Annotated in this window: 20 protein-coding genes; 6 read left to right on the forward strand and 14 right to left on the reverse strand. The window is 72.4% G+C overall.

Annotation, left to right across the window (positions count from 1 at the left end; genetic code table 11):
* Nucleotides 1-11 precede the first annotated feature (11 nt).
* The 9 genes from HJG45_RS06490 to HJG45_RS06530 form a co-directional block, all read right to left on the reverse strand.
* Nucleotides 12-1,073, reverse strand: a complete 1,062-nt coding sequence (locus tag HJG45_RS06490; protein ID WP_171611304.1) for a hypothetical protein — start codon at nt 1,071-1,073, stop codon at nt 12-14.
* Nucleotides 1,070-1,588 (reverse strand): cytochrome c, encoded by a 519-nt coding sequence (locus tag HJG45_RS06495; protein ID WP_171611305.1) that lies wholly within the window; start codon nt 1,586-1,588, stop codon nt 1,070-1,072. Before HJG45_RS06495 ends, HJG45_RS06490 begins: the two co-directional genes overlap by 4 nt.
* Entirely contained in the window at nt 1,585-2,106 is a 522-nt protein-coding gene (locus tag HJG45_RS06500; RefSeq protein WP_171611306.1) for a DUF3341 domain-containing protein, read from the reverse strand. The genes HJG45_RS06495 and HJG45_RS06500 overlap by 4 nt, the downstream gene beginning before the upstream one ends.
* Nucleotides 2,103-3,455, reverse strand: a complete 1,353-nt coding sequence (gene nrfD, locus HJG45_RS06505) for an NrfD/PsrC family molybdoenzyme membrane anchor subunit (protein ID WP_171611307.1) — start codon at nt 3,453-3,455, stop codon at nt 2,103-2,105. The genes HJG45_RS06500 and nrfD overlap by 4 nt, the downstream gene beginning before the upstream one ends.
* On the reverse strand, nt 3,452-6,280 hold the full coding sequence (locus HJG45_RS06510) for a 4Fe-4S dicluster domain-containing protein (protein WP_171611308.1): 2,829 nt from the start codon (nt 6,278-6,280) through the stop codon (nt 3,452-3,454). The genes nrfD and HJG45_RS06510 overlap by 4 nt, the downstream gene beginning before the upstream one ends.
* Nucleotides 6,268-6,969 (reverse strand): cytochrome c3 family protein, encoded by a 702-nt coding sequence (locus HJG45_RS06515; protein ID WP_368040525.1) that lies wholly within the window; start codon nt 6,967-6,969, stop codon nt 6,268-6,270. The genes HJG45_RS06510 and HJG45_RS06515 overlap by 13 nt, the downstream gene beginning before the upstream one ends.
* 139 nt (nt 6,970-7,108) lie before the next feature.
* Complete coding sequence (locus HJG45_RS06520) at nt 7,109-8,800, reverse strand: hydantoinase B/oxoprolinase family protein (protein ID WP_171611309.1); 1,692 nt, start codon at nt 8,798-8,800, stop codon at nt 7,109-7,111.
* Complete coding sequence (locus HJG45_RS06525) at nt 8,800-10,944, reverse strand: hydantoinase/oxoprolinase family protein (protein WP_217362849.1); 2,145 nt, start codon at nt 10,942-10,944, stop codon at nt 8,800-8,802. The genes HJG45_RS06520 and HJG45_RS06525 overlap by 1 nt, the downstream gene beginning before the upstream one ends.
* Before the next feature lie 139 nt (nt 10,945-11,083).
* The gene (locus HJG45_RS06530) at nt 11,084-13,102 is read right to left on the reverse strand and encodes a TonB-dependent receptor (protein ID WP_171611310.1); all 2,019 of its coding nucleotides are present in this window, start codon (nt 13,100-13,102) and stop codon (nt 11,084-11,086) included.
* 282 nt (nt 13,103-13,384) lie between these two features.
* On the opposite strand from HJG45_RS06530, the gene mntR reads away from it, so the two are divergent.
* Both mntR and HJG45_RS06540 read left to right on the forward strand, forming a co-directional pair.
* Nucleotides 13,385-13,873, forward strand: coding sequence for a manganese-binding transcriptional regulator MntR (gene mntR / locus HJG45_RS06535; protein WP_368040526.1), 489 nt, complete (start codon nt 13,385-13,387; stop codon nt 13,871-13,873).
* A 76-nt stretch (nt 13,874-13,949) separates the two neighbouring features.
* A complete protein-coding gene (locus HJG45_RS06540; RefSeq protein WP_171611312.1) occupies nt 13,950-14,273 on the forward strand; it encodes a hypothetical protein in 324 nt (107 codons plus the stop codon).
* A 113-nt stretch (nt 14,274-14,386) separates the two neighbouring features.
* Here the strand turns inward: HJG45_RS06540 and HJG45_RS06545 are convergent, their stop codons facing one another.
* Nucleotides 14,387-14,785: a cupin domain-containing protein gene (locus HJG45_RS06545; protein WP_217362850.1), complete on the reverse strand. Its 399-nt coding sequence runs from the start codon at nt 14,783-14,785 to the stop codon at nt 14,387-14,389.
* A gap of 254 nt (nt 14,786-15,039) precedes the next feature.
* On the opposite strand from HJG45_RS06545, the gene HJG45_RS06550 reads away from it, so the two are divergent.
* Nucleotides 15,040-15,519: a hypothetical protein gene (locus HJG45_RS06550; RefSeq protein ID WP_171611313.1), complete on the forward strand. Its 480-nt coding sequence runs from the start codon at nt 15,040-15,042 to the stop codon at nt 15,517-15,519.
* A gap of 18 nt (nt 15,520-15,537) precedes the next feature.
* Here the strand turns inward: HJG45_RS06550 and HJG45_RS06555 are convergent, their stop codons facing one another.
* Together HJG45_RS06555 and HJG45_RS06560 are read right to left on the reverse strand one after the other, a co-directional pair.
* Nucleotides 15,538-16,803 carry an arsenic transporter gene (locus tag HJG45_RS06555; protein ID WP_171611314.1) on the reverse strand — a complete coding sequence of 422 codons (1,266 nt, stop codon included), beginning with the start codon at nt 16,801-16,803 and terminating at the stop codon, nt 15,538-15,540.
* Nucleotides 16,803-18,026, reverse strand: a complete 1,224-nt coding sequence (locus HJG45_RS06560; RefSeq protein ID WP_171611315.1) for an MFS transporter — start codon at nt 18,024-18,026, stop codon at nt 16,803-16,805. Before HJG45_RS06560 ends, HJG45_RS06555 begins: the two co-directional genes overlap by 1 nt.
* Before the next feature lie 184 nt (nt 18,027-18,210).
* Here HJG45_RS06560 and HJG45_RS06565 point away from each other — a divergent pair, with 184 nt between their 5' ends.
* Together HJG45_RS06565 and HJG45_RS06570 are read left to right on the forward strand one after the other, a co-directional pair.
* Nucleotides 18,211-19,353, forward strand: a complete 1,143-nt coding sequence (locus HJG45_RS06565; protein WP_171611316.1) for an FAD-binding oxidoreductase — start codon at nt 18,211-18,213, stop codon at nt 19,351-19,353.
* 29 nt (nt 19,354-19,382) lie between these two features.
* On the forward strand, nt 19,383-20,528 hold the full coding sequence (locus HJG45_RS06570; protein WP_171611317.1) for a mandelate racemase/muconate lactonizing enzyme family protein: 1,146 nt from the start codon (nt 19,383-19,385) through the stop codon (nt 20,526-20,528).
* Between the two features lie 137 nt (nt 20,529-20,665).
* On the opposite strand, the gene HJG45_RS06575 is transcribed toward HJG45_RS06570, so the two are convergent.
* Both HJG45_RS06575 and katG read right to left on the reverse strand, forming a co-directional pair.
* A complete protein-coding gene (locus HJG45_RS06575; protein ID WP_217362851.1) occupies nt 20,666-21,064 on the reverse strand; it encodes a hypothetical protein in 399 nt (132 codons plus the stop codon).
* A gap of 148 nt (nt 21,065-21,212) precedes the next feature.
* Nucleotides 21,213-23,426, reverse strand: coding sequence for a catalase/peroxidase HPI (gene katG, locus HJG45_RS06580; RefSeq protein ID WP_171611319.1), 2,214 nt, complete (start codon nt 23,424-23,426; stop codon nt 21,213-21,215).
* A 273-nt stretch (nt 23,427-23,699) separates the two neighbouring features.
* On the opposite strand from katG, the gene HJG45_RS06585 reads away from it, so the two are divergent.
* Nucleotides 23,700-24,605, forward strand: coding sequence for a LysR substrate-binding domain-containing protein (locus HJG45_RS06585; RefSeq protein ID WP_171611320.1), 906 nt, complete (start codon nt 23,700-23,702; stop codon nt 24,603-24,605).
* Nucleotides 24,606-25,408: the final 803 nt, after the last annotated feature.

The raw sequence follows: 25,408 nt of genomic DNA on the forward strand, positions 1-25,408 counted from the left end.
TCGGTGTCGCCTCAGGCGCCATGCGGCACCTCGCGGCGCAGCCGGGTGGCGAAGGGCCCGCCGGCGAGGCCGGCCCAGAGCCCGCCAAGGGCCAGGCAGCCGAGCAGGCCGGTGAGCAGCGCCCAGGGGCCGAAGGGCGGCCCGACGAGCCAGAGGATGTGCAGCAGGACGCCCAGCAGCGCCACCGCCCCGACCCAGGCGAGGCGGCGTGGACTGCGGCGGCCGGCGCTGGAGAGCAGCGCCAGCACCGGCAGGATGGCGGCGAGGCCGAGCGAGCCGGCCTCGACCAGCGGCCAGGGCCATGCCTCGCGCCGCAGGTACCAGGCGGCTTTCTCTGGCAGGTTGCCGTACCAGGCGACCAGATACTGGGCGAAGCCGAGATAGGCGGCCCCGAGCGCGGCGGCGAGCAGCAGCCGGGCGAGGTCCCCGGCCCGCCCCGCATCGCCCGCCGGTGCCGCCCGCAGCAGCGCGCACCAGGCGAGGGCGGAGAGGATTTGCAGCACCCCGAGCCACATGCCGAAGGCGCTGGAACGGAAGCCCGGATCGAGCGCCAGCACCCAGTCGAGGCCGAGCAGGCTCACCGCGCCGCCATGGAAGATCAGCGCCGCCGCACCCAGCCCCGGGCGCGGCGCGGCGCGGCCGGCGAGCAGCAGGCCGAACAGGCTCCAGCCGGCGAGCGCGACAGCGCTGCGCAGGGCGAGGCCGGGCAGGTTGAGATACCAGCGCGCCACATCCGGCTGCGGCGCGGCGCCCGGATCGGCGATCCAGGGCCAGATCGCGCCCGGCGCCAGCAGCAGCGGCAACGCGGCGAGGGCCAGCAGCGGCAGGGTCGCCGCCGCCGGGGCCAGCACGCCATGGCAGGGCGCCAGCCAGCGCCCGCCGGTCAGGGCATGCACCGCCAGCAGCGCATAGGCGCCGAGGGCGAGGCCGAGCCAGAACAGCCATCCTGCCAACAACCCGGCAAGGGCGAGGCGCGGCGCGGCGAGTCCCCAGGCGGCGAGCAGCGCCGCCGCGACGAGGCCGGCGAGGACAAGGCGCCCGGCGCGGGCCTGAAGCCAGTTGAGCGGGGTCATGGCAGGTGCTCCCGCGCATCCGGCACCGCCGCGAGCGGCGCCGACTGCGCCAGCTGCAACGCGCGGATATAGGCGATGATCGCCCAGCGATCGGCCGGCGCCACGCGCGCCGCATAGCCGTACATCACGCCATAGCCCTGGGTGATGACGCGGAAGAAATACGGGGCGGGCGCGGCCCGCAGTCGCACGGAATGGTAGCTCGGCGGGCGCGGGAAGCCGCGGCGCGGCACCATGCCGTCGCCATCCCCAACCGGCCCGTGGCAGGGGGCGCAGAAGATGCCGTAGCGCTCCTGCCCGCGCGCGAGCAGGGCAGGCGTCACCGCTGGCGGCGTCGCAGCCGCGGCCTCGCGCGCCAGGGCGCCGCGGGCGACGGTGCCCGCCGGCGGCAGCCGCGCCGCCGCGCCGTCCGGCCAGAGGCTCGACCGGCCCTCGGTGTCGAGCCGGCGCTGCTGCGCCATCTCCTGCCGGCATGCGACGAGGGCGAGCGGCAGCAGCAGGATCGCCGCGCGCCTCATCCCACCTCGCGGATCGAGAGCGGCCCGAGGCCATCGAGCGCCGCGGCAAGGCGGGCGGCATCCACGGCCGGATCGGCGACGGCGAGGAAGAAGCGGTCCTGGCTGGCGCGTTCGAAGCCATGCGCGGCGAAGGCAGGGTGGTGCAGCCGCGGCAGGCCGGTGGCGACGAGGAAGCCAAGGATGCCGGCGAGGACGGCACCGAGCACGACCGCCTCGAAGGTCGGCACCAGGAAGGCAGGCCAGCTATGCAGCGGCCTGCCGCCGGAATCGAGCGGATAGGCCAGGGCCGCGCTGTACCATTGCAGGCCATAGGTAATGAGGCCGCCGGCGAGGCCGCCCGCGAGCATGACGCGGCGCAACCGGGTCGGGCGCAGGCCGAGCGCCTCGGGCAGCCCTTCCACCGCGAAGGGCACATGCGCGTCGAGCCCCTGCCAGCCGGCATCCCGGGCGCGCCGCGCGGCATCGAGCAACGTCGCCGGGTCGCGGAATTCGGCCAGCAGCAGCGGCGCCGCGCTCATGCAGCCCCTCCCTGCTCGTGCCGCTGCTTGTTCACGTCATGCATCGCCACCGCCGGCAGCAGCCGTACGAAGCACAGGAACAGGCAGGCGAAGACGCCGAAGGAGGTGGCGAGGGTCAGCCAGTCCCACAGCGTCGGCTGGAAGACGCGCCGCATGCTGGGAAGGTAGCCATGCGAGAGCGTGTTCCAGATGGTGAGGATACGCTCCAGCCACATGCCTATGTTGACCAGCACGGCGACGCCGAGGATGACGGGCAGGTTGGTGCGCAGCCGCCGCCACCAGAGAAGCTGCGGCGCCAGCAGGTTGCAGGCGAGCATCGCCGCATAGAGCGGCGCATAGGGGCCGCCGAATTCGAAGCGCAGCACGCCGCGCTCGGCGCTGTCGCCGCCATACCAGGCCATGAACCACTCGGTCAGGTAGGAGAGTCCCATCACCCAGGCGGCGGCGAGGATGATCTTCCCCATGGCATCGAAATGCCGATCGGTGATCAGCGCCTGCAGGCCGAGGCCCCAGCGCAGGATCACCGCCAGCGTCACCACCATGGCGAAGCCGGAGAACAGCGCGCCGACCACGAAATAGGGCGGGAAGATCGATTCCTGCCAGCCCGGCATCAGGCTCGCGGCGAAGTCGAGCCCGACCACGCTGTGCACCGAGACGACGAGCGGCACGGCCAGCGCGGCCATCGCCCGGTAGACCGCATCGTGCCGCTGCCAATGCCGCGCCGAGCCGCGCCAGCCGAAGGCGAGGACGCCATAGGCGAGGCGCGCGCCACGGGACCGCGCGCGGTCCCGCAAGGTGGCGAGGTCGGGGATCAGGCCGAGATACCAGAAGAGGAAGGAGAAGATCAGGTAGGTGGCGATCGCCGCGAAGTCCCAGACCAGCGCGCTCCGCCATTGCGGCCAGAGCTCCATGCTGTTCGGGTAGGGCGCCAGCCAGTAGGCGCGATAGGGTCGGCCGAGATGCAGGATCGGGAAGAGGCCGGCGATGCTGGCGGCGAACAGCGTCATCGCCTCGGCGAAGCGGTTGATGGCAGCGCGCCAGGGCTGGCGCGTCAGCAGCAGCAGGGCGGAGATCAGCGTTCCCGCATTGCCGATGCCGATCCACCAGACATAGTTGGCGATCGGGAAGCCCCAGACCACGGTGGTGTTGTTGCCGTAGATGCCGATCCCGGCGACCAGCAGCCAGGTGACGCAGCCGAGGAAGCCGAGCGTGACGAGGCCGGCGAGGAGGAAGGCGATCCACCAGCGCCGGCCGGCGCGACGTTCCAGCACCGTGTCGGCGACCAGGCCGATCACCGCGGCGGGGTGGGGGTCCGGCGGCAAGGCGGGCTGCGTCGCCGCGCCGCTCATGCCCCGCCCTCCTCCAGCGCCGGGTTCGGGTTGCGCAGGCGCTTGAGATAGGTGGTGCGCGGCCGGGTGCCGAGCTCGCCGAGCAGCGCGTAGTGGTGCGGCTCCTGGCGCAGGCGGGCGGGGCCGGAGGCGGCATCGCGCAGGTCGCCGAACTGGATGGCGCGGGTGGGACAGGCGGCCTGGCAGGCGGTGACCACCGCATCGGGGGCGAGGCCGCCATCCGCCTTCTCCGCCACCCGCCGCGCGGCGCTGATGCGCTGCACGCAATAGGTGCATTTCTCCATCACGCCGCGGGCGCGGACCGAGACCTCCGGATTGCGCTGCGCGGCGACCACCGGCGCGCCCTGATTCGCGTATTCCTGCCCGTCGGCATAGCCGAAGTAGTTGAAGCGCCGCACCTTGTAGGGGCAGTTGCTCTGGCAGAAGCGGGTGCCGATGCAACGGTTGTAGACCTGCAGGTTCAGCCCCTCATGGTCATGCACCGAGGCGGCGACGGGGCAGACCGGCTCGCAGGGCGCCGCCTCGCAATGCATGCAGGGCACCGGCTGGAAGCCCGGTCGCATCGCGCCGCCCACCTCCTGCTGATAGGTGTCGATGCGCAGCCAATGCATGTCGCGGCCGCGCGCCACCTCCTCCGGGCCGACCACGGGGATGTTGTTCTCGGCCTGGCAGGCCAGGACGCAGGCGTTGCAGCCGATGCAGAGCGTGGTGTCGATCGCCATCGCCCAGGCCGCGGCATCGGCCTCCGGCCTGGCCGGCGGCAGGAGGCTCGGCAGGTCGGGCGGCGCCGCGCGCGGCGCCGCCGCGTCGTGCCGGAACTGCTCGAGCGAGAGCAGCGGCAGCAGGTTCCGCGCCTCGCCTTCGAGCCGCTGCTCCTGCTGCGCCAGCAGCAACGGCGCGCGGCGCCCCGTCGGCGTCAGGCGCAGCCCCGGTCGTACCCACGGCATCGCCGAGTGCCGCAGCCGGTAGGCATCGGCGCCGATGCCGTCGCCGATCGCGCCCGCCCGTCGCCGCCCTTGGCCCAGGCTCAGCACCACCAGGCCGGGCGCGACGCCCGCATCCGGCATCGCCGCCGCTTCCAGGCTGCGGTCCTCGATCTCGAGCCGCAGCACGTCGCCCGCTGCGATGCCATGCCGCGCCGCCTCCTCCGGCGCCAGGCGCGCGGCATTGCCCCAGACCTGTCGGGTCAACGGCTGCGGGCATTCCTGCAGCCAGGCATTGTTGGCGAAGCCGCCATCCCAGGTGACCGGATCGGGGCGCAGCAGCAGCGTCAGCCCCGTCCCGGGCGGCGGCGCCGACAGCGCGGGCGGGCGCGGCGCGCCGGGCGCGATGGCAGGGGCGGCGCTGTCCGGCACCACGCCGTCCTGCACCGCCTGGCGCCACCAGCCCTCGAAGGCCTCCGGGCTCCGGTCGCCGCGCCAGGTTTCCCGAACGGCGTCGTAGCCGGAGAGATCGAGTTCGCCGAGCAACAGCCCGAGCAGCGTCGCCGGCGAGCGCGTGCCGTAGAGCGGCCGGATCAGCGGTTGCACGATGGCGGCGGTGCCGTCGCGCGCCCGCAGGTCGCCCCAATCCTCCAGCGCATGCGGCGCCGGCAGGTGCCAGGCGCATTCCGCCGCGGTCTCGTCGGCATGCAGCCCGTGATGCAGGGCGAAGGGCACCCGGCGCAGCGCCTCGGCGAAGCCGAGATCGGCCGGCGCGTCATAGGCTGGGTTGCTGCCGAGGATGAGCAGCGTATCCACCGCGCCGCCGCGCATCGCGGCGACGAGTTCGGCGAGCGGCGCCGCTTCCTGCCGCACCGGCGCCACCGCCCGCAGCGGCGCTTCGAGCCGCGCATTGATCCAGTGCACCGCGGCCTGCAGTTCGGGCGGCAGCGCCTCCCCGGCGAGGACCAGCGCCGCGCCGCGATTGGCCTGCAGGTCGGCCGCCGCGGCGCGCAGCAGTCGCGCCTGCGCCGCCGGCAATCCGGGCCGCGGCAGCGGAGCGCCGAGCTCGGCCGCCAGCCAGGCGGTGATCGCATGCAGCTCCGCCGGCGTCGCAGCCAGATGATAGTCGGCATTGGCGCCGGTGAGCGACATCGCCGGCTCCAGCGCATAGAGCCGGCCGAAGCGCGTGCCCTCTGCCCGGGCCTGGCGCTGGCGGGCGAAGCCCTGGGCCAGGCGGATCTGGTCCGGACCCGGCCCGATCGGATCGGCATCGAGGCAGAGCACCACCGCGGCGCGCTCGAGCGTCGGCAGCAGGTCGAACGCCCGGCCGAAGGCGAGCTCGGCGCCACGGCGCGCATTCGCCTCGTCGACCGGCAGATGCGCGTGCCATTGCAGGCGGGGGAAACGCTCCCGCGCGGCAGCGATCAGCCGCAGCAGCGTCGGCGAGGTGAGCGGCCCGGTCAGCAGCCGCAGCCCCTCGCCCTGGCGCGCCCGTAGCGCATCGAGCCGCGGCAGGAACGCGGCGAGGCAATCCTCCCAGCTTGCGATGCGGTCCCGCCGGCGCGGGCTGCGCGACCGGTCGGGGTCGTAGAGCTGCATCAGCTCCGCCTCGGCGAAGAGGTCGGTGGCGCCGAGGCTCGCCGGGTGCAGCGGATTGCCCTCGACCTTGACCGGCCGCCCCTCGAAGGCGGTGCAGAGCACGCCGCGGCCGTAGCCGTTCAGCGGCAGCGCCGTGGCGTAGCGCTGCGGCACGCCCGGCGTGAGGCCCTCGGGCGCCTCCACATAGGGGAGGATCTCCTCCTCCGGCTTGGAACAGGCGACGAGGCTGCCCGACAGCGCGGCGGCGAGCAGGCCGAGCGCCGCCTGCCGGCGGCCGAGGCCGGGCGCGCTCACCGGTGGCATACCGAGCAATCCGTCAGATGCGCGGTGCGGATGCCGTAATGCCGGAGCAGCGCCGCGCCGCGCGCCGCCTGGTCGGCCGGCGGCATCCAGTGGCCGGCATAGATCTCCGCCTCGGGCCGCAGATGCGGCGCCGGGTCACGATGGCAATCGAGGCACCAGCCCATGGTGAGCGGCGCCGCCTGACGCATCAGCGGCATGCTGTCCACCGGCCCGTGGCAGCTCGTGCAGCCGACGCCGTTGCGCACATGCACGCTGTGATCGAAATACACGTAATCGGGCAGGGCGTTCACCCGCCGCCAGCGGATCGGCCGGTCCTCCGCCAGGCTCTGCCGCACCGGGGCGAGCATCCCGGCATTGGTCCAAAGCTGGGAATGGCAGGTCATGCAGGTATGGGTCGGCGGCAGCCCGGCGAAGCGCGAGGTCTCGACGCCGCCATGGCAATAGCGACACTCGATGCCGAGGCCGCCGACATGGTGCTCATGGCTGAAGGGCACGGGCTGGTCGGGGGTGATGCCCTGGCCGGTGACATAGGGCGTGTACTGCAATGCCATCAGCATGCCGAGAAGGCCGAGCGGCACCAGCACCAGGGCGAACAGGGCGAGGCGCGCCACCAGTGTCGACCAGCGTGGGAAAAGCTGCGCATGCACCGAGTCGCGTGGCGACCGGAGATCATCGGGATCACCCTGCACCGCTCATCTGTCCCACCCCTGGCTGCAGGCGCTTCGCCCCCGGCCCGGCTGCGCGGGGTGCCAACGCCGGCAGCAGGGAACGGTTTGCTCTCGACGCCGCGCAATCAGGGGCGTGGCGGGAAGGGCACGGCGCCGCCGGTCAGTCGTCGTAGTCGCGCGCCGCGGTCTCGGGCGTTACATAGCCATCCAGCACGTCCTCGCGCAGCGCGGCCCGGTCGCGTCCGGCGGGCGGGCCGAAGCCGCCCGAGCCCGGCGCTTCCACTGTCACCAGCGCGCCCGGCGGCGCGGTGAAGGCGCCCTTGCCGGTGAGCGTCCGCCGCGTGCCGTCGGGCAGGGTGATCCAGAGCCGCGCCTGGCTGCCCGGCAGGCCGCCGGCCTGGCCGAAGGGCGGCGTCACCTGCCGCTCGAAGCACATGGCGCCGCGCAGCTCACGGCCGAGCACCCGCCAGGAGCGCCGCACGCCGAGACCGCCGCGCCAGGTGCCGGCACCGCCGCTGTCCGGCACCAGCGCGTATTCCTCGACGCGCAGCGGCGCGCTCATCTCCAGCACCTCGACCGGCGTGTTCAGCATGTTGCTGATCACCGCCGAGACGGCGTTGATGCCATCCTTCACCGGCCGCGCGCCGAAGCCGCCCTTGGTGCTCTCATAGCTGACGAAGCGCTCACCACTGCGGTAGTCGATGCCGCCGAAGGTGGTGATGCCGCTGGTGCCCTGCGAGCCGGCGAGCACGCGGTCCGGCGTGATGCCGTACATGGCGGCGAAGACCATCTCGGAGATGCGGTGCGACATCTCGTGATTGGCATAGACCACCGGCGCCGGCTCCTGCGCGTTCACCACGCTGCCCGGCGGCGCCGTCACCGTCACCGGCCGCCAGCAGCCGGAATTCGGCGGGATCAGGCTGTCCGGGTCGACGATCATCTTCAGCGCCGCGAAGACGCCGGAGGCGGTGACGCTGAGCGGCGCGTTCATCGGTCCCGGCACCTGCGGGTCGGAGCCGGCGAAATCGGCGGTGATCGTGTCGCTGCGCTTGCGCAGTGCCAGCCGCAGGCGGAAGGGCCGGTCGGCCTCCTCCCCCGGCTCGAGGATGCCGTCGCCGTCGATGATGTCCTCGAAGCCGGCATCGCCATCCGGCAGCGCCGCCAGCGCCCGCCGCATCATCGCCTCGGAATAGTCGAGCACGGCATCCATGATGCCGAGCAGCGTGTCGGTGCCGTATTTCCGCGCCAGCCCGGCCATCCGTTCCGCCGCGCGGCGGTTGGCGGCAACCTGGGCACGGATATCGCCGAGCCGCTCCTCCGGCGTGCGGACATTGGCCAGGATGATGGCCTCGACCGAAGGATCCGGCTTGCCGTCGCGGTAGAGGCGGACCGGCGGCAGGCGTAGCCCCTCGCCATAGATCTCGGTCACCGCGCCGTAGCTGCCCGGCGTGGCGCTGCCGATATCCGGCCAATGGGCGCGGACGCAGCCGAAGCCGAGCAGCCGCCCCTCATGGAAGGCCGGCATCACCACATTGACATCCGGCAGGTGCGAGCCGCCGCGATAGGGATCGTTGTGGATGAACACGTCGCCCGGCGCGACATCCGGGAAGGCGCGCGCCACGCTGCCGACCGCATCGGGCATGGAGCCGAGATGGATCGGCAGGTCGGGTCCCTGCGCCACCATCTCGCCGCGGGCATTGAAGATGCCGCAGGAATAGTCGCCCGCCACCTTCAGCAGCGGCGAATAGGCGGTCTTCGCCAGGACGATCTTCATCTCCTCGGCGGCGGAGAGCAGCGCGTTCTTCACCACCTCGAAGCGGGCGGGGTCGATGCCGTGCAACGGGTCGGTCATCAGCGATCGCCTCCACGGGTCATGCGCAGCAGGCCCTGCGCCGCCACCGCCGCGCGCCAGCCCGGCGGCACCACGATGGTGGAATCGAGCGCCTCGATCACCGCCGGGCCCGGCACCGCATCGCCGGGCGCCAGCCCCTCGCGCCACAGCACCCGCGTCGGCCGCAGGGCGCCGTCGAACCAGGCGGGCCGCTCCGTCTCGCGCGCGGCGCCGGCGCGGGAGGGCTGCGCGAGGGTGAGCGGCGGCTGCCGTCCGAGCGCGCTCAGCCGCAGGTTCACGAGCTGCACCGGCTCCCGCTCATTGGCATGGCCGTAGGTCTGGGCATGCCGGGCATGGAAGGCGGCGGCGAGGGCGGCGAGGGTTTCCGCCGTCACCGGCCCGTCCTGCATCGGCACCGTCAGCTCATAGGCCTGCCGGCGATAGCGGCAATCCGCCTGGCGCAGCAGGGCGCGGCGATCCGCCGGCACGCCGGCCGCCTCCAGCATGGCGAGCCCCTCCGCCTCCATCGCTTCCACCACCTCGGCGAGGCGCGCCGGATCGGCGGCATCGAGCGTGGCGTAGAGGGTGCGGGAATAGTCGCGCCGCAGATCGGTCGCCACCAGGCCGAGCGCCGAGAAGGCGCCGGGGCCGGGCGGCACCACCACCTCCGGCACGGCCAGCTCCTCGGCCAGGAAGGCGGCATGCACCGGCCCGGCGCCGCCGAAGGCCATCAGGCTGAACTCCCGCGCATCATGGCCGCGCTCGACGGAGACGATGCGCAGCGCGTCGCACATATTGGCGTTCACCACCTCGACGATGCGGGCCGCGGCCTCGAGCACCGTGAGGCCGAGCGGCCCGGCGACATGCTCGGCGACCGCACGCTCGGCGGCGGCGCGGTCGATCCGCAGCCGGCCGTCGAGCAGCGCCGTCGCGTCCAGATAGCCGAGCAGGATGTTGGCATCAGTCACCGTCGGCCGGGTGCCGCCGCGTCCATAGGCGGCGGGGCCGGGCATGGCGCCGGCGCTGTGCGGGCCGACCTTCAGCGCGCCGCCCGGATCGACCCAGGCGATGCTGCCGCCGCCGGCGCTCACCTCGGCGAGGTCCACCACCGGCACCCGGATCGGATGGCCGGTGCCGGCAACGAAGCGCTTGCCGTTGACGCTGCCGCCCACCTCGTATTCCGCGGTGACCGTCACCGCGCCATCGACGACGACGCTGGCCTTCGTCGTGGTGCCGCCCATGTCGAAGGAGAGGAGGTTCGGCAGGCCGAGCTGCCGGCCGACCAGCGCAGCCGCGACGACGCCGGCGGCCGGGCCGCTCTCGACGATCGCCGCCGGCATGCGCAGGCATTCCGCCACATCCAGCACGCCGCCGCCACTGCCCATGACATGCAGCGGCGGCAGGCCGAGCTGGCCGGTCGCCGCCTGCAGCCGCGCCAGATAGCCATCCAGCAGCGGCCCGACATAGGCGCAGACCGCCGTGGTGCTGGCGCGCTCGTATTCCCGGATCTCGGGCAGCACCTCGGAGGAGAGGAAGACCTGTACCCCCGGCAGGGCGGCGCGCAGCAGCGCGCCCAGCCGCCGCTCATGATCGTCGTTGAGGAAGGAGAACAGCAGCGAGACGCCGACCGTCTCGGCGCCCGAGGCCCGGATCGCCTCGACCAGCGCCGGCACCTCCGCCTCGGCGAGCGGCGTGACCACCTCGCCCTGGGCGTCGATCCGTTCGGTGACCTCGAAGCGGCGCCGGCGCGGGACCAGCACGCCCGGCCCGTCCTGGAACAGGTCGTAGAGATCGGCCCGGGCGCTGCGCCGCAGCTCCAGCAGGTCGCGGAAGCCGCGCGTCGAGACGAAGGCGGCGTTGGCGCCCTTCCGCTCCAGCAGCGCATTGGTGACGATGGTCGTCGCATGCGCCAGCAGCGACACTTCGCCGGCCGCGATGTCATTCGCGGCGAGCGCCTGCTGCAAGCCCTCCAGCACGCCCTGGCCGAAATCCGGCGGCGTGGTCAGCACCTTGGCGACGGCGATGCGCCCCGTGCCCTCCTCGACCAGCGCCACATCCGTGAAGGTGCCGCCGATATCGACGCCGATGCGCCAGGCCATGCTCAGCCGCGCCAGCGGGGCGAGGGGCGGGCGTGCGGTGGCGTCATGGGCCGGTCCTCCATCCATCGCGGTCGCGCCATCAAACCGGCGATGCCGGCCGCTGGGAAGCACCCATCGGGACACGGAGAGCGGAAGATAAGGCCGTTGCGACGCTGGTTGCCCGGCAGGCCGGCAGCGCTGCCCAGGCGAGCGGCAGGGATGCCGCCTACAGCGTCTTGGACAGGCTGACGAAGACCGCGCGCCGCAGCCCGTACTGCTCCGCGCTGACGCCGATGCCGGTGCCGTCGCGGAGCTGGTAGATCCGGTCGCCGATATTCATCACGTCGAGCCGCGCCGTCCAGCGCCCGATGCGCGGCAGCTCGAATTGCTGCGCGATGCCGAGATTGGCGGTCAGGTAGGGCGTCACATGCTCGCTATTGGCGAAGCCCTTGCGCAGCCCGCCGGCATAGATGAGCGTGCCGCCGACCGTGCCGCCAGGCCAGGGCCGGTAGCTCAGCCCCGCCGAGCCCGAGATGGTCTGCAGGTGATCGAGGCGGACATACTTGCCCCGCGCATAGGCGTATTCCTCGGCGTCGAGCAGGTACTGGTTGGAGACCGGGTCGCGGCCCTCGGCCCGGCCATAGGCGAGGTTGCCATAGGCGAGCCACGGGCCGTCACGATAGCTCGCCGTCAGCTCCACCCCATAGAGCCGGCCGTCGCGGTAGTTGTAGGGCGAGAAGATGTAGGCCGAGCCGAACTGGCCGAGATCCTGCAGGTTCCGCGACTGCCGGTAATAGGCCTCGGCGCCGAGCGTCAGCGCCTCGCCGACGGATTGCCGGATGCCGAGGTTGAAATAATGCGCGCTCTCCGGCAGCACGGCGCCGATCGCCGGCACGGCGGGCGCGGCCGTCGTGCCGGCATAGAGGGCGAGGTCCGGCCGGGCAAGCAGCTCGGCCGGGGGCGGCGTGAAGTAGCGGGCATAGCCGAGGGAGAGGGTTGTCCTGTCGGTGGCCCGCCAGACCAGGTTGGCGCGCGGGCTGAGCTGCGATCCATCGGCCGGTCCCTGCAGGATGTCGAAGCGGGCGCCGAGATTGGCGGTCAGCCGTTCGGTGAGGCGCCACTCGTCCTGCAGGTAGAGGCCATAGAGCTGCTGCGTGAGCGTGGCGCGATCGGCGATGGTGAAGGGCGCGTCGATCGTGCCGCCGACGGCGTCGAGCGGCAGCACGGTGGTCGCCATCCGGTTGCGGGTGGTGTCGGTCGAGGCCAGGAGGCCGAAGCGCAGCGTGTGGTCCTCGGCGGCCCGCCAGGTGGCATCCGCCTGCAGGCCGAGGGAGAGGCTGGCCTTGCGCGTCTCGGCGGCGACGCCGTTCACCAGCATCTCGCCGAGCAGGTCGGGCAGGTAGTTCACCGAGCTCTGCCGCGCATAGACCGAGAGCTGGGTGTCCAGCGCGCCCGCGGCATGCTGCAGCGCCAGCACGCCGAAGCTGCCGCGCTGCCATTGCCGGGCGCGCAGATCGGCGCTGTCCAGGCTGCTCTGGCCGAAGGCCGTGAAGCGGGCAGGCTGGCCCGGCACGGCGGGGACCTGGAAGCGGGACTGGCTGGTCCCGGCGATGAGGGCGAGCCGCGTCCGGTCGTCGAGACGGTAGCCGAAGCTGCCGAGGCCGCGGAGCTGCTCCGTCTCGTTGTTCCGGGCGGTGTAGGCCGGCGTCGGGTTCTCGAAGCCGCGATCGCTGCGGAGGAAGCTTCCAGTCACGTAGTATTCGAAGGGGCCGATGGCCGCGCCATAGGACAGGAAGGGCTGCACGGTGCCGTAGCTGCCGCCGCTGAGCCCGGCCGAACCGCCGGGGCTCTCGGCGCCGGAGCGGAGCTGCAGGTCGATGATGCCGGCGGTGCGGAAGCCGAATTGCGCCGGCAGGGCGCCGGTGATCAGGCTGACCGAGCTCAGCCCGCGCGCCTCGAAGAGCGGCGCGAAACCGCCGATGGCTTCCGGGATCGTCACGCCGTTGATGCGGTATTGCAGGTTGCGATGGTCGCCGCGGACATGGATGTCGCCCTGGGCATCGCCGGCGACGCCGGGCGCCTGCAGCAGCACCTGGTTGAGCGGGGCCGAATCGCCCAGCGGCAGGCGCTCGATCGCCTCGCGGTCGATCTCGGTGACGCTGGCGCCGAGGGCGGGGGCGATGCGGCTGCGCGCCGTCTCGGCGCGACCGGCCTCGACGACCATCTCGGGCAACTCGGTCACCATATCGGCCTCGCCTTCGGCCCTGGCTTCCGGGGCGATCGGCAGGCCGCCGCCGGCGAGGAGCAGCAGGCAGCAGGGGATACGGTGCCGCCACCCATGCGATGGCCTCCTGCGATCGATCCAGCCCGGCATGCCTCACCCCCATAATGTAGCCTATGGAACACTATAGAGCGGTGCCTGCATGGCAAGGTCGGTGATCGTCACACCCGATCTCCATGGTTGGATTGGATAGTGTAGCTTTGGCTACAAATTGACCCAGGCCGGTAGAAATGCTGATCTCAGACGGTGAGTTCGCCCCCAGACGCCAGGACAGTCGGCCCGCCGGCCGAGGCCATGCGGCACGCTTCCGCCCGGTCGGCCCGGGCCAGCGCGTTGGCCGAGGATTATGTCGAGATCATCGCCGATCTGCTGAACACGGAGGGCGAGGCGCGGGCGACCGACATCGCCCGCCGCCTCGGCGTGACGCATGCCACCGCCATTAAGACGATCGGCCGGCTGAAGCGCGACGGGCTCGCCAATGGCAAGCCCTATCGCGGCGTCTTCCTCACCGAGGCCGGCCATGCCCTGGCTCGCCGGGTGCGGGCGCGGCACCAGACAGTGGTCGATGTCCTGCAGGCGCTCGGCGTGCCGCCGGAGGTGGCCGAGCTCGATGCCGAGGGGATCGAGCATCATGTGAGCGGCCCGACCCTGGCGGCCTTCGAGCGCTTCCTTGCCGGGTCGTCGGCGACAGGTGCGGCGCGCATTCCGGCCGCCATGCCGCCCGCGGAAGAGTGACCTGACCCTGTATCAAACCGCCACCCAAGTAACGCCGTTGTAGCGCTGGGCCTGACCACAGCAAGGGAAGGGCAGAATGCTTCGATCGGTTCTCTTTGGTACGGTTGCTCTCGGCCTGGCGCTCGGTACGGCCCAGGCGCAGGTTTCAGGGACAAATCTCGGCACGCCGCAGACCCAGCCGCAGCCCGGTGGCGGCGTGGTCAGCGGGCCGGGCGCACCCAGCTCGGCCACCAACAGCGCCGCCGGCAGCAGCATGGTCGCGCCGCGCGGTGCGCCGCCGGCCGGCGGCGGCAGCGCGATACCGGGCGGAGCCACCGGCACCGGCACGACCACGCTGACCCCGAACGGCGCCATCCAGCCCGGCAAGTCGCCGACGGCGGGCAGCAACAGCGGCGGCTGAGGGAGCGTCCTCGAGCCTGCAGCCGCGGCGGCTGCCGGTGCGGGCGATCATCAGCCTATCCTCGCCCGGTCCGGCAGCTTCGCCGGGTCGGGCGATATGCGTATCGCGGGATCTCAGCGCGCCTTGCTGGGATCGTCCTTCGGGTTGACGTAGAGCAGGCTGAAGGGCCCGGTGCCGGTCACCTGCAGGACAGCCTCGCCGGTCGTCGTCCAGACGGCATGCGGCATCATGGCCGGAAGGAAGACGAAGCCGCCCGGCGCCAGGCGTTCGCCGCGCTTCCAGTCCAGCGTCTCGCCCATGCCGTGATGCACCTCGCCCACGAGGATGGTCAGATTCTCCGCCGTCGCATGGCGATGCGGTCCGACCACAGTATCGGGCAGGAATTTGACGCGCAGCACGAAGGGGGCGGGCTTTGCCGGATCGCCGACCAGCACGGCGATCTGCGTGCCCTTCGGTAGATCGGCAGGGCCAGGCTGCCAGGCGATGGCGGTCCCGGCCGGTATCAGGACCATGGATCCGTGCTCCTCGGCGAGGCCATTCGCCCCGAGGACCGTGGCGCCGAGAACGGCCAGGCCCCGTGCTTCGCATGCTGCACGTCCCCCCTCCTGCTCGTTCGGCATGCCCTGGCCCGAAGCGCAGCGGCGCCGGGGCCACGGACTATGACTTGCGGCACAGCGCGGCCGGCCGCGGGGAGAGCAGACATTACGGCCGATCCAGCGGATGGCCCGATAATGCGCATCGCCCCACCGACAGGCAGGCCCGGCCCATGACGCGGCCGTCCCACATCCCCGGCGGCTGGCGGGACGTCGCATGCCGGCTGCGCGAGCAGGACCCCGCGGCCTGGGCGCGATGCGACGACTACGTGCGGCGCACATGGTCCATCGCGCCGGTGGACCGCATCAGCTTCGACGACCTGCCCTGGGCCGGGCATCCCTTGCTGTGGGAGCGCCTGCAGCGCGCGGCAGCCACGCAGCCCGGCGGCGATGGTGGCGAGATCGCCATCGCCTTCCTCGAGGAATGCCGAGACCTGCCGGTCTCGATGGCCAGGGTCACCTTCGCCAATCGCCGGCTCGCCGTCGTCATACCCTACACGCTGTGGTGGCAGCCGAATCCGGATGCGCCGCAATACGAGATCTTTGGTCTCGGACCCGAGGGGAAGCGCGGCGACGCGGCCCGGATGCAGTGCCTCCTCGATCGCATCGCGGCGCATCCCTATCCTGTCCCACCAGGGCCTGGCCCGGCCTGACGGCGCGGCCGGCCGCTGTCAGCCCAGCGTCGCGCCGGCGATCGCCAGCAGCAGGGCCGGCGGCATCACCACCAGGCCGAGCCGGAGGAAGGTCCAGGCCCCGACGGCCTGCCCGTCGCGCCGCAGCGCGACCAGCCAGAGCAACGTCGCCAGCGAGCCGGTCACCGACAGGTTGGGACCGAGATCGACGCCGATCAGCAGCGCCGCGCGCACCGGCTCCGGCACCGCGGCAAGCTCCACCACGCGCCCGGCCACCAGGCCCGCCGGCAAGTTGTTCACCAGGTTGCTGCCGAGCGCGAGCAGGCCGCCCGCGATCCAGGGCGCAAGATCGGGCTGGGTGCGCACCAGGTTGCGCAGCAGGGCGGCCAGGGCATCGGTGACGCCGGTCTTCTCCAGCGCCTCGACCACCACGAAGAGGCCGGCGACGAGCGGCAGCACGCCCCAGGCGATGCCGGCGACCACCGCCCGCAAGCCGCGGCGCGCCCGCAGCAGCACCGGCAGCGTGGTGGCGAGGCCGGCCAGGAAGGTCGGCAGCCCCAGCCGCAGGTCGAGCGCCGAGGCGGCGAGCAGCACCGCCGCCGTCGCCGCGATGCCGGTGGCGGCGAGGCGGCCGCCGCCGGACAGATGCGGGAGGGCGATGTCGGAAGCGACGCTCTCGCGCAGCCGGTGCCGCTGCGTCCAGCGCAGCGCCAGATAGGTGGCGCCGATGGCGAGTGCCGAGGGCAGCGCGTAGCGCGGCAGCCATTCCAGCAGGGAGGGCATGCGGCTGCCGTAGAGCACGAGATTGGCCGGGTTCGAGATCGGCAGGACGAAGCTCGCGGCATTGGCGACGAAGGCGCAGGCGAAGAGATAGGGCAGCTTGTCCTGCACCCGCGCGGCCCGGGCCGCGGCCGCGACGGCAGGCGTCAGCACAACGGCCGTCGCGTCGTTCGAGAGGAAGACCGTCACCAGCACGCCGACGCCGTAGACCAGCGTGAAGAGCCGCGTGGCGGAATCGCGCGCCAGGCGCACGGCCCGCGCCGCCAGCCAGTCGAACAGCCCTTCCAGCCGCGCCAGCTCGGCCAGCAGCATCATGCCGAGGAGGAAGAGGTAGACATCCGTGCCGCGGGCGATCCCCTCCCAGGCCGCCAGCGGCGGGAGCAGGCCGAGCGCGACCAGCAACGCGGCGCCGGTCGTGGCCCAGATCCATTCCGGCCAGGCGAAGGGACGTAGGATCACGCCCGCCGTCGCCAGGCCGATGATGCTCCAGGCCGGCCAGGATTGCGCGGCCAGCGTGCCGCCCATCAGGCTGCGACCGTCTCCGCGCCGCGCCGTGCCGGAACGCGGCTTTCCGGCATGGCCCACCAGAAGAGCAGGCCGGCGATGGCGGCGATCGCGGCGAGGGTGAGGAAGGCGGCGTCGTAGCCCGCCTCCACCACGACCAGCCCGGCCGCGGCGTTGCTGAGCGAGGCGCCGATGCCCTGGGCGGTCGCCACCGCGCCGAGGCTGACGTTGAAATGCCCGGTGCCGCGCGTCAGATCGGCGATGATGATGGGGAAGAGCGCGCCGAAGAGCCCGGCCCCGACCCCGTCCATCGCCTGCACGGCGAGCAGCCAGTACGGGTCGTCGGAGAGGGTATAGAGGGCGCCGCGCGCCGCCAGCACGACGAAGCCGGCGAGGAAGAGCGGCTTGCGGCCCCAGGCATCGGCGCGCGCGCCGACCAGCCAGGCCATCGGGACCATGACGATCTGCGCCGCCACGATGCAGGCCGACATCAGCGCGGTGCCGCGGTTGAGATCCTGCTGCGCCAGCTTCTGCCCGACCAGCGGCAGCATCGCCGCATTGGCGAAGTGGAACAGCGCCACGCAGAGCGCGAAGACCAGCGGCGGCCGGCAGGTCAGCAGCACGCGCCAGCCCGAGGGCTGCTCCGCCCCGCCGCCCGTGGCCCCGTGGTCGAGCCCGCGGGCAAGGTCGTGGTCGATGGCATGGCCCGGGATGGCGAAGACCGCGGCGAGGCTCGCCAACGCCATGGCGCCGAGCAGCCGGAACACCGCGATCGGCCCCCACCAGAGCGAGAGCGCGCCGGCCGCGAGGGCGGCGAAGGCGTTGCCGGCATGGTTCCAGGCCTCGTTGCGGCCGGTTCGGCGGGTGAAGGCGGCATGGCCGACGAGGCCGAGGGTGACGGCGGCGATCACCGGCGGGAACACCGCGGAGGCAGCACCGCTCGCCAGCTGGGCCAGGGCGACCGGCCAGAAGCTCGGCCAGAGCGGGATCACCAGGCAGACCAGCGTGACGGTGACGGCCGCCGCGGCGATCAGCCCGCGCTTGGCGCGACTGTGGTCCACCAGCGCCCCGGCCGGCGTCTGGGCGACGAGCCCGGCGATGCCGGCGAGCGACAGCACCAGCCCCGTCGCGGCCTGGTCCCAGTGATGCACCGCCAGCAGGTAGACGGCGAGATAGGGGCCGAGCCCGTCCCGCACATCGGCCAGGAAGAAGTTCAGCGCATCGAGGCTGCGGGCGGTGCGCATGCGGAGGGATTCCGGATCGGCGGGAGGGCGCAAGGCCGCGCGCGGCCATGGCATGCGCAAGCGGCCATCGCCGCTGCCGGTTGCCATGAAGCTTGCGCAACCTTCCCTGATGGTCGCCGGGTTGGAGCACCCGGCGGGAGGGCGTAGCGTCCGCCACCGGATCGGGCGGCTGCGGGGGCATGGCATGCGAGTGGCAATCATCGGCGCGGGCATCCTCGGGGCGAGCGCCGCCTATCATCTGGCGCTCGCAGGGGCCGAGGTTGTGGTGGCGGATGCGGCGCATCCCGGCCGCGCCACCGCTGCCGGGGCGGGTATCGTCTCCCCCTGGTCCTCCGGCCGGACCGATGCCGGCTGGCGCCGCATCGCCGAGGCGGGCGCCCGTTACTACCCAAGGCTGATCGACCGCCTCGCCGCGGATGGCGAGACCGAGACCGGCTATCGCCGCGTCGGCGCCCTTTCCGTCGCCGCCGAGGATGCCGAGCTCGACGCGCTGGAAGCGGCGATCCGGCCGCGACAGCAGGCGGCGCCGGAGGCGGGCGAGCTCACCCGCCTCTCGCCCGCCGAGGCGCGCGCCCTGTTCCCACCGCTGCACCCGGCGCTCGGCGGCGTCTTCCTCTCCGGCGGGGCGCGGGTGGATGGCCGGCTGCTCACCGCCGCGCTGCGCCGTGCCGCCGAGCGGCATGGCGTGCACTTCGTCGCGGGCGAGGCGGGGCTGCTGACCGGCGCGGACCGGGTGACCGGCATCCGCCTGGCCGGGGAGAGCATCGCGGCCGATTGCGTCATCGCCGCCGCCGGGGCCTGGGCGCCCGAGTTGCTGCGGCCGCTCGGCCTCGCCCTGCCGGTCGCGCCGCAGCGCGGACAGATCACGCATCTGCGGCTCGAGGGCACGGCGACGGAGGCCTGGCCGGTGGTGCTGCCGCAGAGCAGCCACTACCTGCTGGCCTTCGGCGACTCGCGCATCGTGGTTGGGGCGACGCGCGAGACCGGCTCGGGCTTCGACCACCGCGTCACCGCCGCCGGCCAGACCGAGGTGCTGAACGAGGCGCTGGCCGTTGCGCCCGGGCTCGGCCGCGCCACCCTGCTGGAGACGCGCATCGGCTTCCGCCCGGCCGGGCCGGATCTGCAGCCCCTGCTCGGCCGCGCCGGAACGGAGGGGCTGATCATCGGCAACGGCCTCGGCCCCTCGGGCCTGACGATCGGCCCCTTCGCCGGGCAGGTCCTGGCGCAGCTCGCCCTCGGCGAGGCGCCGGCCATCGACCTCGCCGACTATGCGCCGCTGCGGCCCGTCCCGGATGCGCCGAGCGGGGAGATGGACCGCATCCGCTGACCGCCGGGATCCGACAGGGGGAAAACGCCATGACCGAGCACATCGTCCGCGCCGAGGCCTTCGTCTGCCGCGCGCCCATCGCGGTTCCGGTCGTCAACGCCTTCGGTGCGATGGCCGAGCGCGTCGCCGTCTTCCTGCGGCTGACGGATGCGGCGGGCGTCAGCGGCTGGGGCGAGATCTGGTCGAATTTCCCGACCCTCGGCGCCGAGCACCGGGCGCGGCTCTTCGATGCCTTCATCGCGCCGCGGCTGCTCGGCCGCGCCATCGCCGATCCCGCCGGTTTCTGGGCCGAGACGGATCGCGCGCTGCATCTCTGGGGGCTGCAGGCGGGCGAGCCGGGGGCCTTCGCCGCCGCCCTGGCCGGGGCTGACCTGGCGCTGCACGACCTCTGCGCCCGCCGCGCCCGGCTGCCGCTCTGGCGCTGGTTCGGCGGCGCCGATGACGCCCCGGTGCCGGTCTATGCCAGCGGCCTCAACCCCGATGCGCAGGCCCTGGCGCAGGTGGAGCAGGCCCGGGCCGCCGGGCACCGCGCCTTCAAGATCAAGATCGGCTTCGGCGAGACGCGCGACCTCGCCACCCTGCGCCCGGTCTTCGCCGGGCTGCGGGCCGGCGAGCGGGTGATGGTGGACATCAACCAGGGCTGGGCGCTGCGCACCGCCGCGCAGATGGTGCAGCGGCTGGCGGAGTTCCCGCTCGACTGGATCGAGGAGCCGCTGGCCGCCGACCGGCCGGCCTGGGAATGGGCGCAGGTCGCCGGCGCCAGCGCGGCGCCGCTGGCGGCCGGCGAGAATCTGCGCGGTACGCTGGAATTCCATCAGGCCCTGGCGCAGTGCCATCTCGGCGTGGTGCAGCCGGATTGCTGCAAGTGGGGTGGCGCCTCGGCCACCCTGCCGGTGGCGCGCGCGATCACCGCTTCCGGCCGGCGCTATTGCCCGCATTTCCTCGGCGGCGGCGTCGGCCAGCTCGCCTCGCTGCATCTGCTGGCGGCGGTGCGCGGCGAGGGGCTGCTGGAGATGGACGCCAACCCCAACCCGCTGCGAAGCCTGGTGATCGACCCCGTCCTACGGGTGGCCGAGGGTCAGGTCGCCCTGCCGGAGGGACCGGGCCTCGGCACCGAGCCGGATCTCGCGGCGCTCGAACGCTTCCTCGTCCTGCGCACCTGCCGCGACGCTTGATACCGAATGCACGAAGGTTTCACCTTCGTGCCCCTCCGTCGCCGGGCGCAAACCTCTGGTTTGCTTGGCTTCGCCGCACACGCGGCGGCGCCCATTCGGGCGCTCGGCATGAGGCTGCCAGCCGCGGGGGCGCGTGGTCAGGGCGACGGGGCCGGGAGCCGGGCGCCGCGGAAGCGGATGAGGATCTCGACCTCGCCCGGCCGCTCGGCGAGCGCCTGGCGCAGGATGGCGAGCAGGGTCTCGGGCGAGACGTCGAGATCGATGGTCTGCGCCGTCGCCTCATAGACCAGGTGCGAATGCGGCTCCGGCACGGTGTCGAAGACCGGCTCGGCGGCGGTGCTGGGCAGCCGGCCGAGCAGCCCGCAGGCGACGAGCGTCTCAAGCTGGCGGAGAAGGTCGCGGGGGGAGGCGGCGAGGCCGGTCCCGGCCACGAGGCGGGTCACCTCGGCAAGGCTGAGATGCGTATCCGGCGCGGCGCGCAACCGGGCGAGCAGCCGTGCCAGCGGCCCCTGGCCCGGCAGGCCGGCACGACGCATCTCCTCCCGAAACGCGGCGTCCCTCGCTTGTGGCATGCGAGATTTCCCGCCCTGTGCGCCGGACCCCGCCGGCCTTCAGAAAGGCCCGGGTCCGGCGGCTGTCATACGGGCGCGGCCGCACGGACCGCGCCCGCTGCTTCCACCGCCCTCAGGCGGCGAGGTCGAAGCGGTCCAGGTTCATCACCTTGGTCCAGGCCGCGACGAAGTCGCGCACGAAGCGCTTCTCCGAGCCGGCGCAGGCATAGACCTCGGCGATGGCGCGGAGCTGCGAGTTCGAGCCGAAGACCAGGTCGGCCCGCGTCGCGGTCCAGGTCACCGCGCCGGTCTTGCGGTCGCGCCCCTCGAAGACCAGCCCGGCATCCGAGACCGGCTGCCAGGCCGTGCGCATGTCGAGCAGGTTGACGAAGAAGTCGTTGGTCAGCGTCCCCGGCCGCTTGGTGAGGACGCCGTGCTGCGACTGGCCGGTATTGGCATCCAGCGCCCGCATGCCGCCGACCAGCACCGTCATCTCCGGCGCGGTCAGGGTGAGGAGCTGCGCCCGGTCGACCAGCTTCTCCTCGGTCGGGGCGATGGACGGGTCCTTCTCGTAGTTGCGGAACCCGTCCGCAGCCGGCTCGAGCGGCGTGAAGGACTCGGCATCGGTCTGCTCGGCCGAGGCATCGGCGCGGCCCGGCGCGAAGGGCACCGTCACGTCATGCCCGGCCTGCTTCGCCGCCTGCTCCACCGCGGCGCAGCCGCCGAGGACGATGAGGTCGGCGAGCGAGACCTGCTTGCCGCCGCTCTGCCCGGCATTGAACGCCGACTGGATGGTCTCGAGCTTCGCCAGCACCTCCGAGAGCTGCGCCGGCTGGTTGACCTCCCAGTCCTTCTGCGGCGCCAGGCGGATGCGCGCGCCATTCGCGCCGCCGCGCTTGTCGGAGCCGCGGAAGGTCGAGGCCGAGGCCCAGGCGGCGCCGACGAGCTGCGGGATGGTGAGGCCTGAGGCGAGGATCTTCGCCTTCAGCGCCGCGATATCCGCCGCATCGATCAGCGGATGCGTCACCGCCGGGATCGGGTCCTGCCAGATCAGCTCCTCGGCCGGCACCTCGGGGCCGAGATAGCGCACGCGCGGACCCATGTCGCGATGCGTCAGCTTGAACCAGGCGCGCGCGAAGGCATCGGCGAACTGGTCGGGATTCGCATGGAAGCGCTTCGAGATCTCGAGGTAGCTGGGATCGGTGCGCAGCGCGAGGTCGGTGGTCAGCATGGAGGGCGCGTGGCGCTTGTTCGGGTCGAAGGCGTCGGGCACCGTGCCGGCGCCGGCGCCGCCCTTCGGCGTCCATTGATGCGCCCCGGCCGGGCTCTTCGTCAGCTCCCATTCAAAGCCGAACAGGTTCTCGAAGAAGTTGTTGCTCCACTGCGTCGGCGTTGTGGTCCAGATGACCTCGAGCCCGCTGGTGATGGCGTCGGGGCCCTTGCCGGTGCCGTGGCCGTTCTTCCAGCCGAGGCCCTGCTCCTCGATGCTTGCGGATTCGGGCTCGCGGCCGACAAGCGACGCATCACCGGCGCCGTGGGTCTTGCCGAAGGTGTGGCCGCCGGCGATGAGAGCGACCGTCTCCTCGTCGTTCATCGCCATTCGCGCGAAGGTCTCGCGGATGTCGCGCGCCGCGGCGGCCGGGTCCGGCGTGCCGTTCGGCCCCTCGGGATTGACGTAGATGAGCCCCATCTGCACGGCGCCGAGGGGATTCTCGAGTTGGCGGTCCCCGGTGTAGCGCTTGTCGCCGAGCCAGGTGTCCTCGGAGCCCCAGTAGATGTCCTGCTCCGGCTCCCAGACATCGGCGCGGCCGCCGCCGAAGCCGAAGGTCTTGAAGCCCATGGATTCCAGGGCGCAGTTGCCGGCGAAGACCATGAGGTCCGCCCAGGAGATGCTGTCGCCGTATTTCTGCTTGATCGGCCAGAGCAGGCGCCGCGCCTTGTCGAGGTTGCCGTTGTCCGGCCAGCTGTTGAGCGGCGCGAAGCGCTGCGTGCCGGTGGAGGCGCCGCCGCGGCCGTCGGTGATGCGGTAGGTGCCGGCGCTATGCCAGGCCATGCGGATGAAGAGCGGGCCGTAATGGCCGAAATCGGCGGGCCACCAGTCCTGGCTGTCCGTCATCAGCGCGAAGAGGTCCTGCCGCAGGGCCTGCAGGTCGAGCTTCTTGAACTCCGCGGCGTAGTCGAACGTCTCGTCCATCGGATTGGACAGGGAGGAGTGCTGGTGGAGCATCTCCAGATTGAGCTGGTTCGGCCACCAGTCCCGGTTCGACCTTCCGCCGAGGATCGCATTCGGCAGGCCGCCATGCATGAAGGGGCACTTGCCCGCGGGCTGACCACCACTTCCGTCCATCGTTCTCTCCCTTCGTGCTTGCGGTGACTGCACCCGGTCCGCGAGGCGAGCGGCCATGGGCGACCCAATGACAGTCAGCACTTTAAATCTTGGCTTGGTGTTCGGGCTGCCAGGAGCCCCGCCGGTCCGCGCGGCCGGGGGGTTCTCGGCCGCCATCGCCCCGCCAATGTGCTTGGCCTTGCAGGACGCTAGCGGCAATCCGAGGATAATAGGAAGCCCTAGTCCCGAATGGGTGCAATAGATGACGGCTATAATGACAGTGGGGCTGACCCGATGAACCTGCGGGATCTGCGCTACCTGCTCGCCGTCGCCGAGCATGCGCATTTCGGCCGCGCCGCCGAGGCCTGCGGCATCAGCCAGCCCACCCTCTCGGTGCAGGTCCGCAAGCTGGAGGAGCTGTTCGGCGTGGTGCTGTTCGAGCGCACCAGCAAGCGGGTGGCGCCGACCGCGGCCTGCGAGCGGCTGATCGGCCATGTCCGCGCCGCGGTCGCCGAGACCGATGCCATGCTGGCCCTCGCCCGCAACCTGCGCGACCCGCTGGCCGGCCGCTTCCGCCTCGGCATCATCCCGACGCTGGCGCCCTATCTGCTGCCGCTGGTCTTCGCGCCGCTGCGCGAGGCCCTGCCGGCACTGGAGATTGAGCCCTGGGAGGACCAGACCACCGCGCTGCTCGACCGGCTGCGGGCGCACGAGCTGGATGCGGCGCTGCTGGCGACGGAGGTGGACGGGCCCGACCTGACCAGCCGGCCGCTCTTCGCCGAGCCCTTCCTCGCGGCGCTGCCACCCGAACACCCGCTGGCGGCGCGCGAGGTGGTGACGGAGGCGGAGCTGGCGCGCGACATCCTCATCCTCGCCGAGGGCCACTGCCTGCGCGACCAGGCCCTCGCCGCTTGCGGACGCAGCGGAGCGCTCGGCAACACGCTGCGGGCGGCGAGCCTCTCGACGCTGCTCAACATGGTGGCGGCGGGCTATGGCACCACGCTGATTCCGGCCTTGGCGGCCGGTGCGGCGCAGGATGCCGGCATCGTTCTGCGGCCCCTGGCGGCGCGGGTCGGGCGCACGGTCCGCATCGCCTGCCGCGCCAGCTTCCCGCGCCGCGCCGCGCTGGAAGCGGTGGGCGAGGTCATCGCCTCGCGGCTGCGCGGCTTCGCCGAGGGCGCGGCGGCGGGGACGGTCTAGACGGATCGTGCCGGGCGACGGGATGAAAACCCGCTTGAACGGCGTAGTCGGAGACGCATCTGCTACGTTGGGAACACGTCCAGAAGGAGATCAAGCATGGCATCCGGTGGGAAGAGCACAAGCGCCGCAGGCAAGACGGGCGCGCAGAATCCGGATCACGGCCCGCTGCCGGAACCTGGCCCAGCGCCGGTGGGACCTGCCGTCCATGGACCGAAGCAGAAGCCGGCCTCGACGCCGCAGGATCCCGGCCCCGCCCCGCCCGGGCCCGCAGTGGAGAATGACGACGATTGATGTCCCGGCCGCCGCGTTCGTAGGTTCATCCCCGGGAACGCGGCACCTGCCAAGCATCAGGTCCCGTGACCTGATCCGGAAATCAGCGATCCCCCATGGATCGCGCGCTGCCCTGGCCGCATAGGCCGGCACCGACAGGGTATCGGCGCATCGACAGGCCCGATGCCCGCCCTGGTGCCCTTCTGGGCAACCCCCCAGCCACTATCCGCTCCGCTAAACGCTTAGGTTGCACCGGCTTCGTGATCATCACGGCGCCCTTGAGTGTTTCCATGGCCTGATCGCGCCGCTGCGCTTACGCCCGTGCTGGGCCATCCATGTTCGGATCTCGGTCTGATAGTTGTGGCCGCATTTCTGAAACGCAAATGCCTGCGTTATCATCATCAACGCGTACATATGGCATAATTTTATCGCCACCATCACGTTACTTTCCCAAATTGCCTGTAGGATATTCACTTTTGTGCATCGCAAAACGGTGCTGGCCGACCGATGGGGCACCGCACCGCCGCCGTGAC

This window comes from Roseicella sp. DB1501, from assembly GCF_013112485.1.
Lineage (GTDB): Bacteria > Pseudomonadota > Alphaproteobacteria > Acetobacterales > Acetobacteraceae > Paracraurococcus.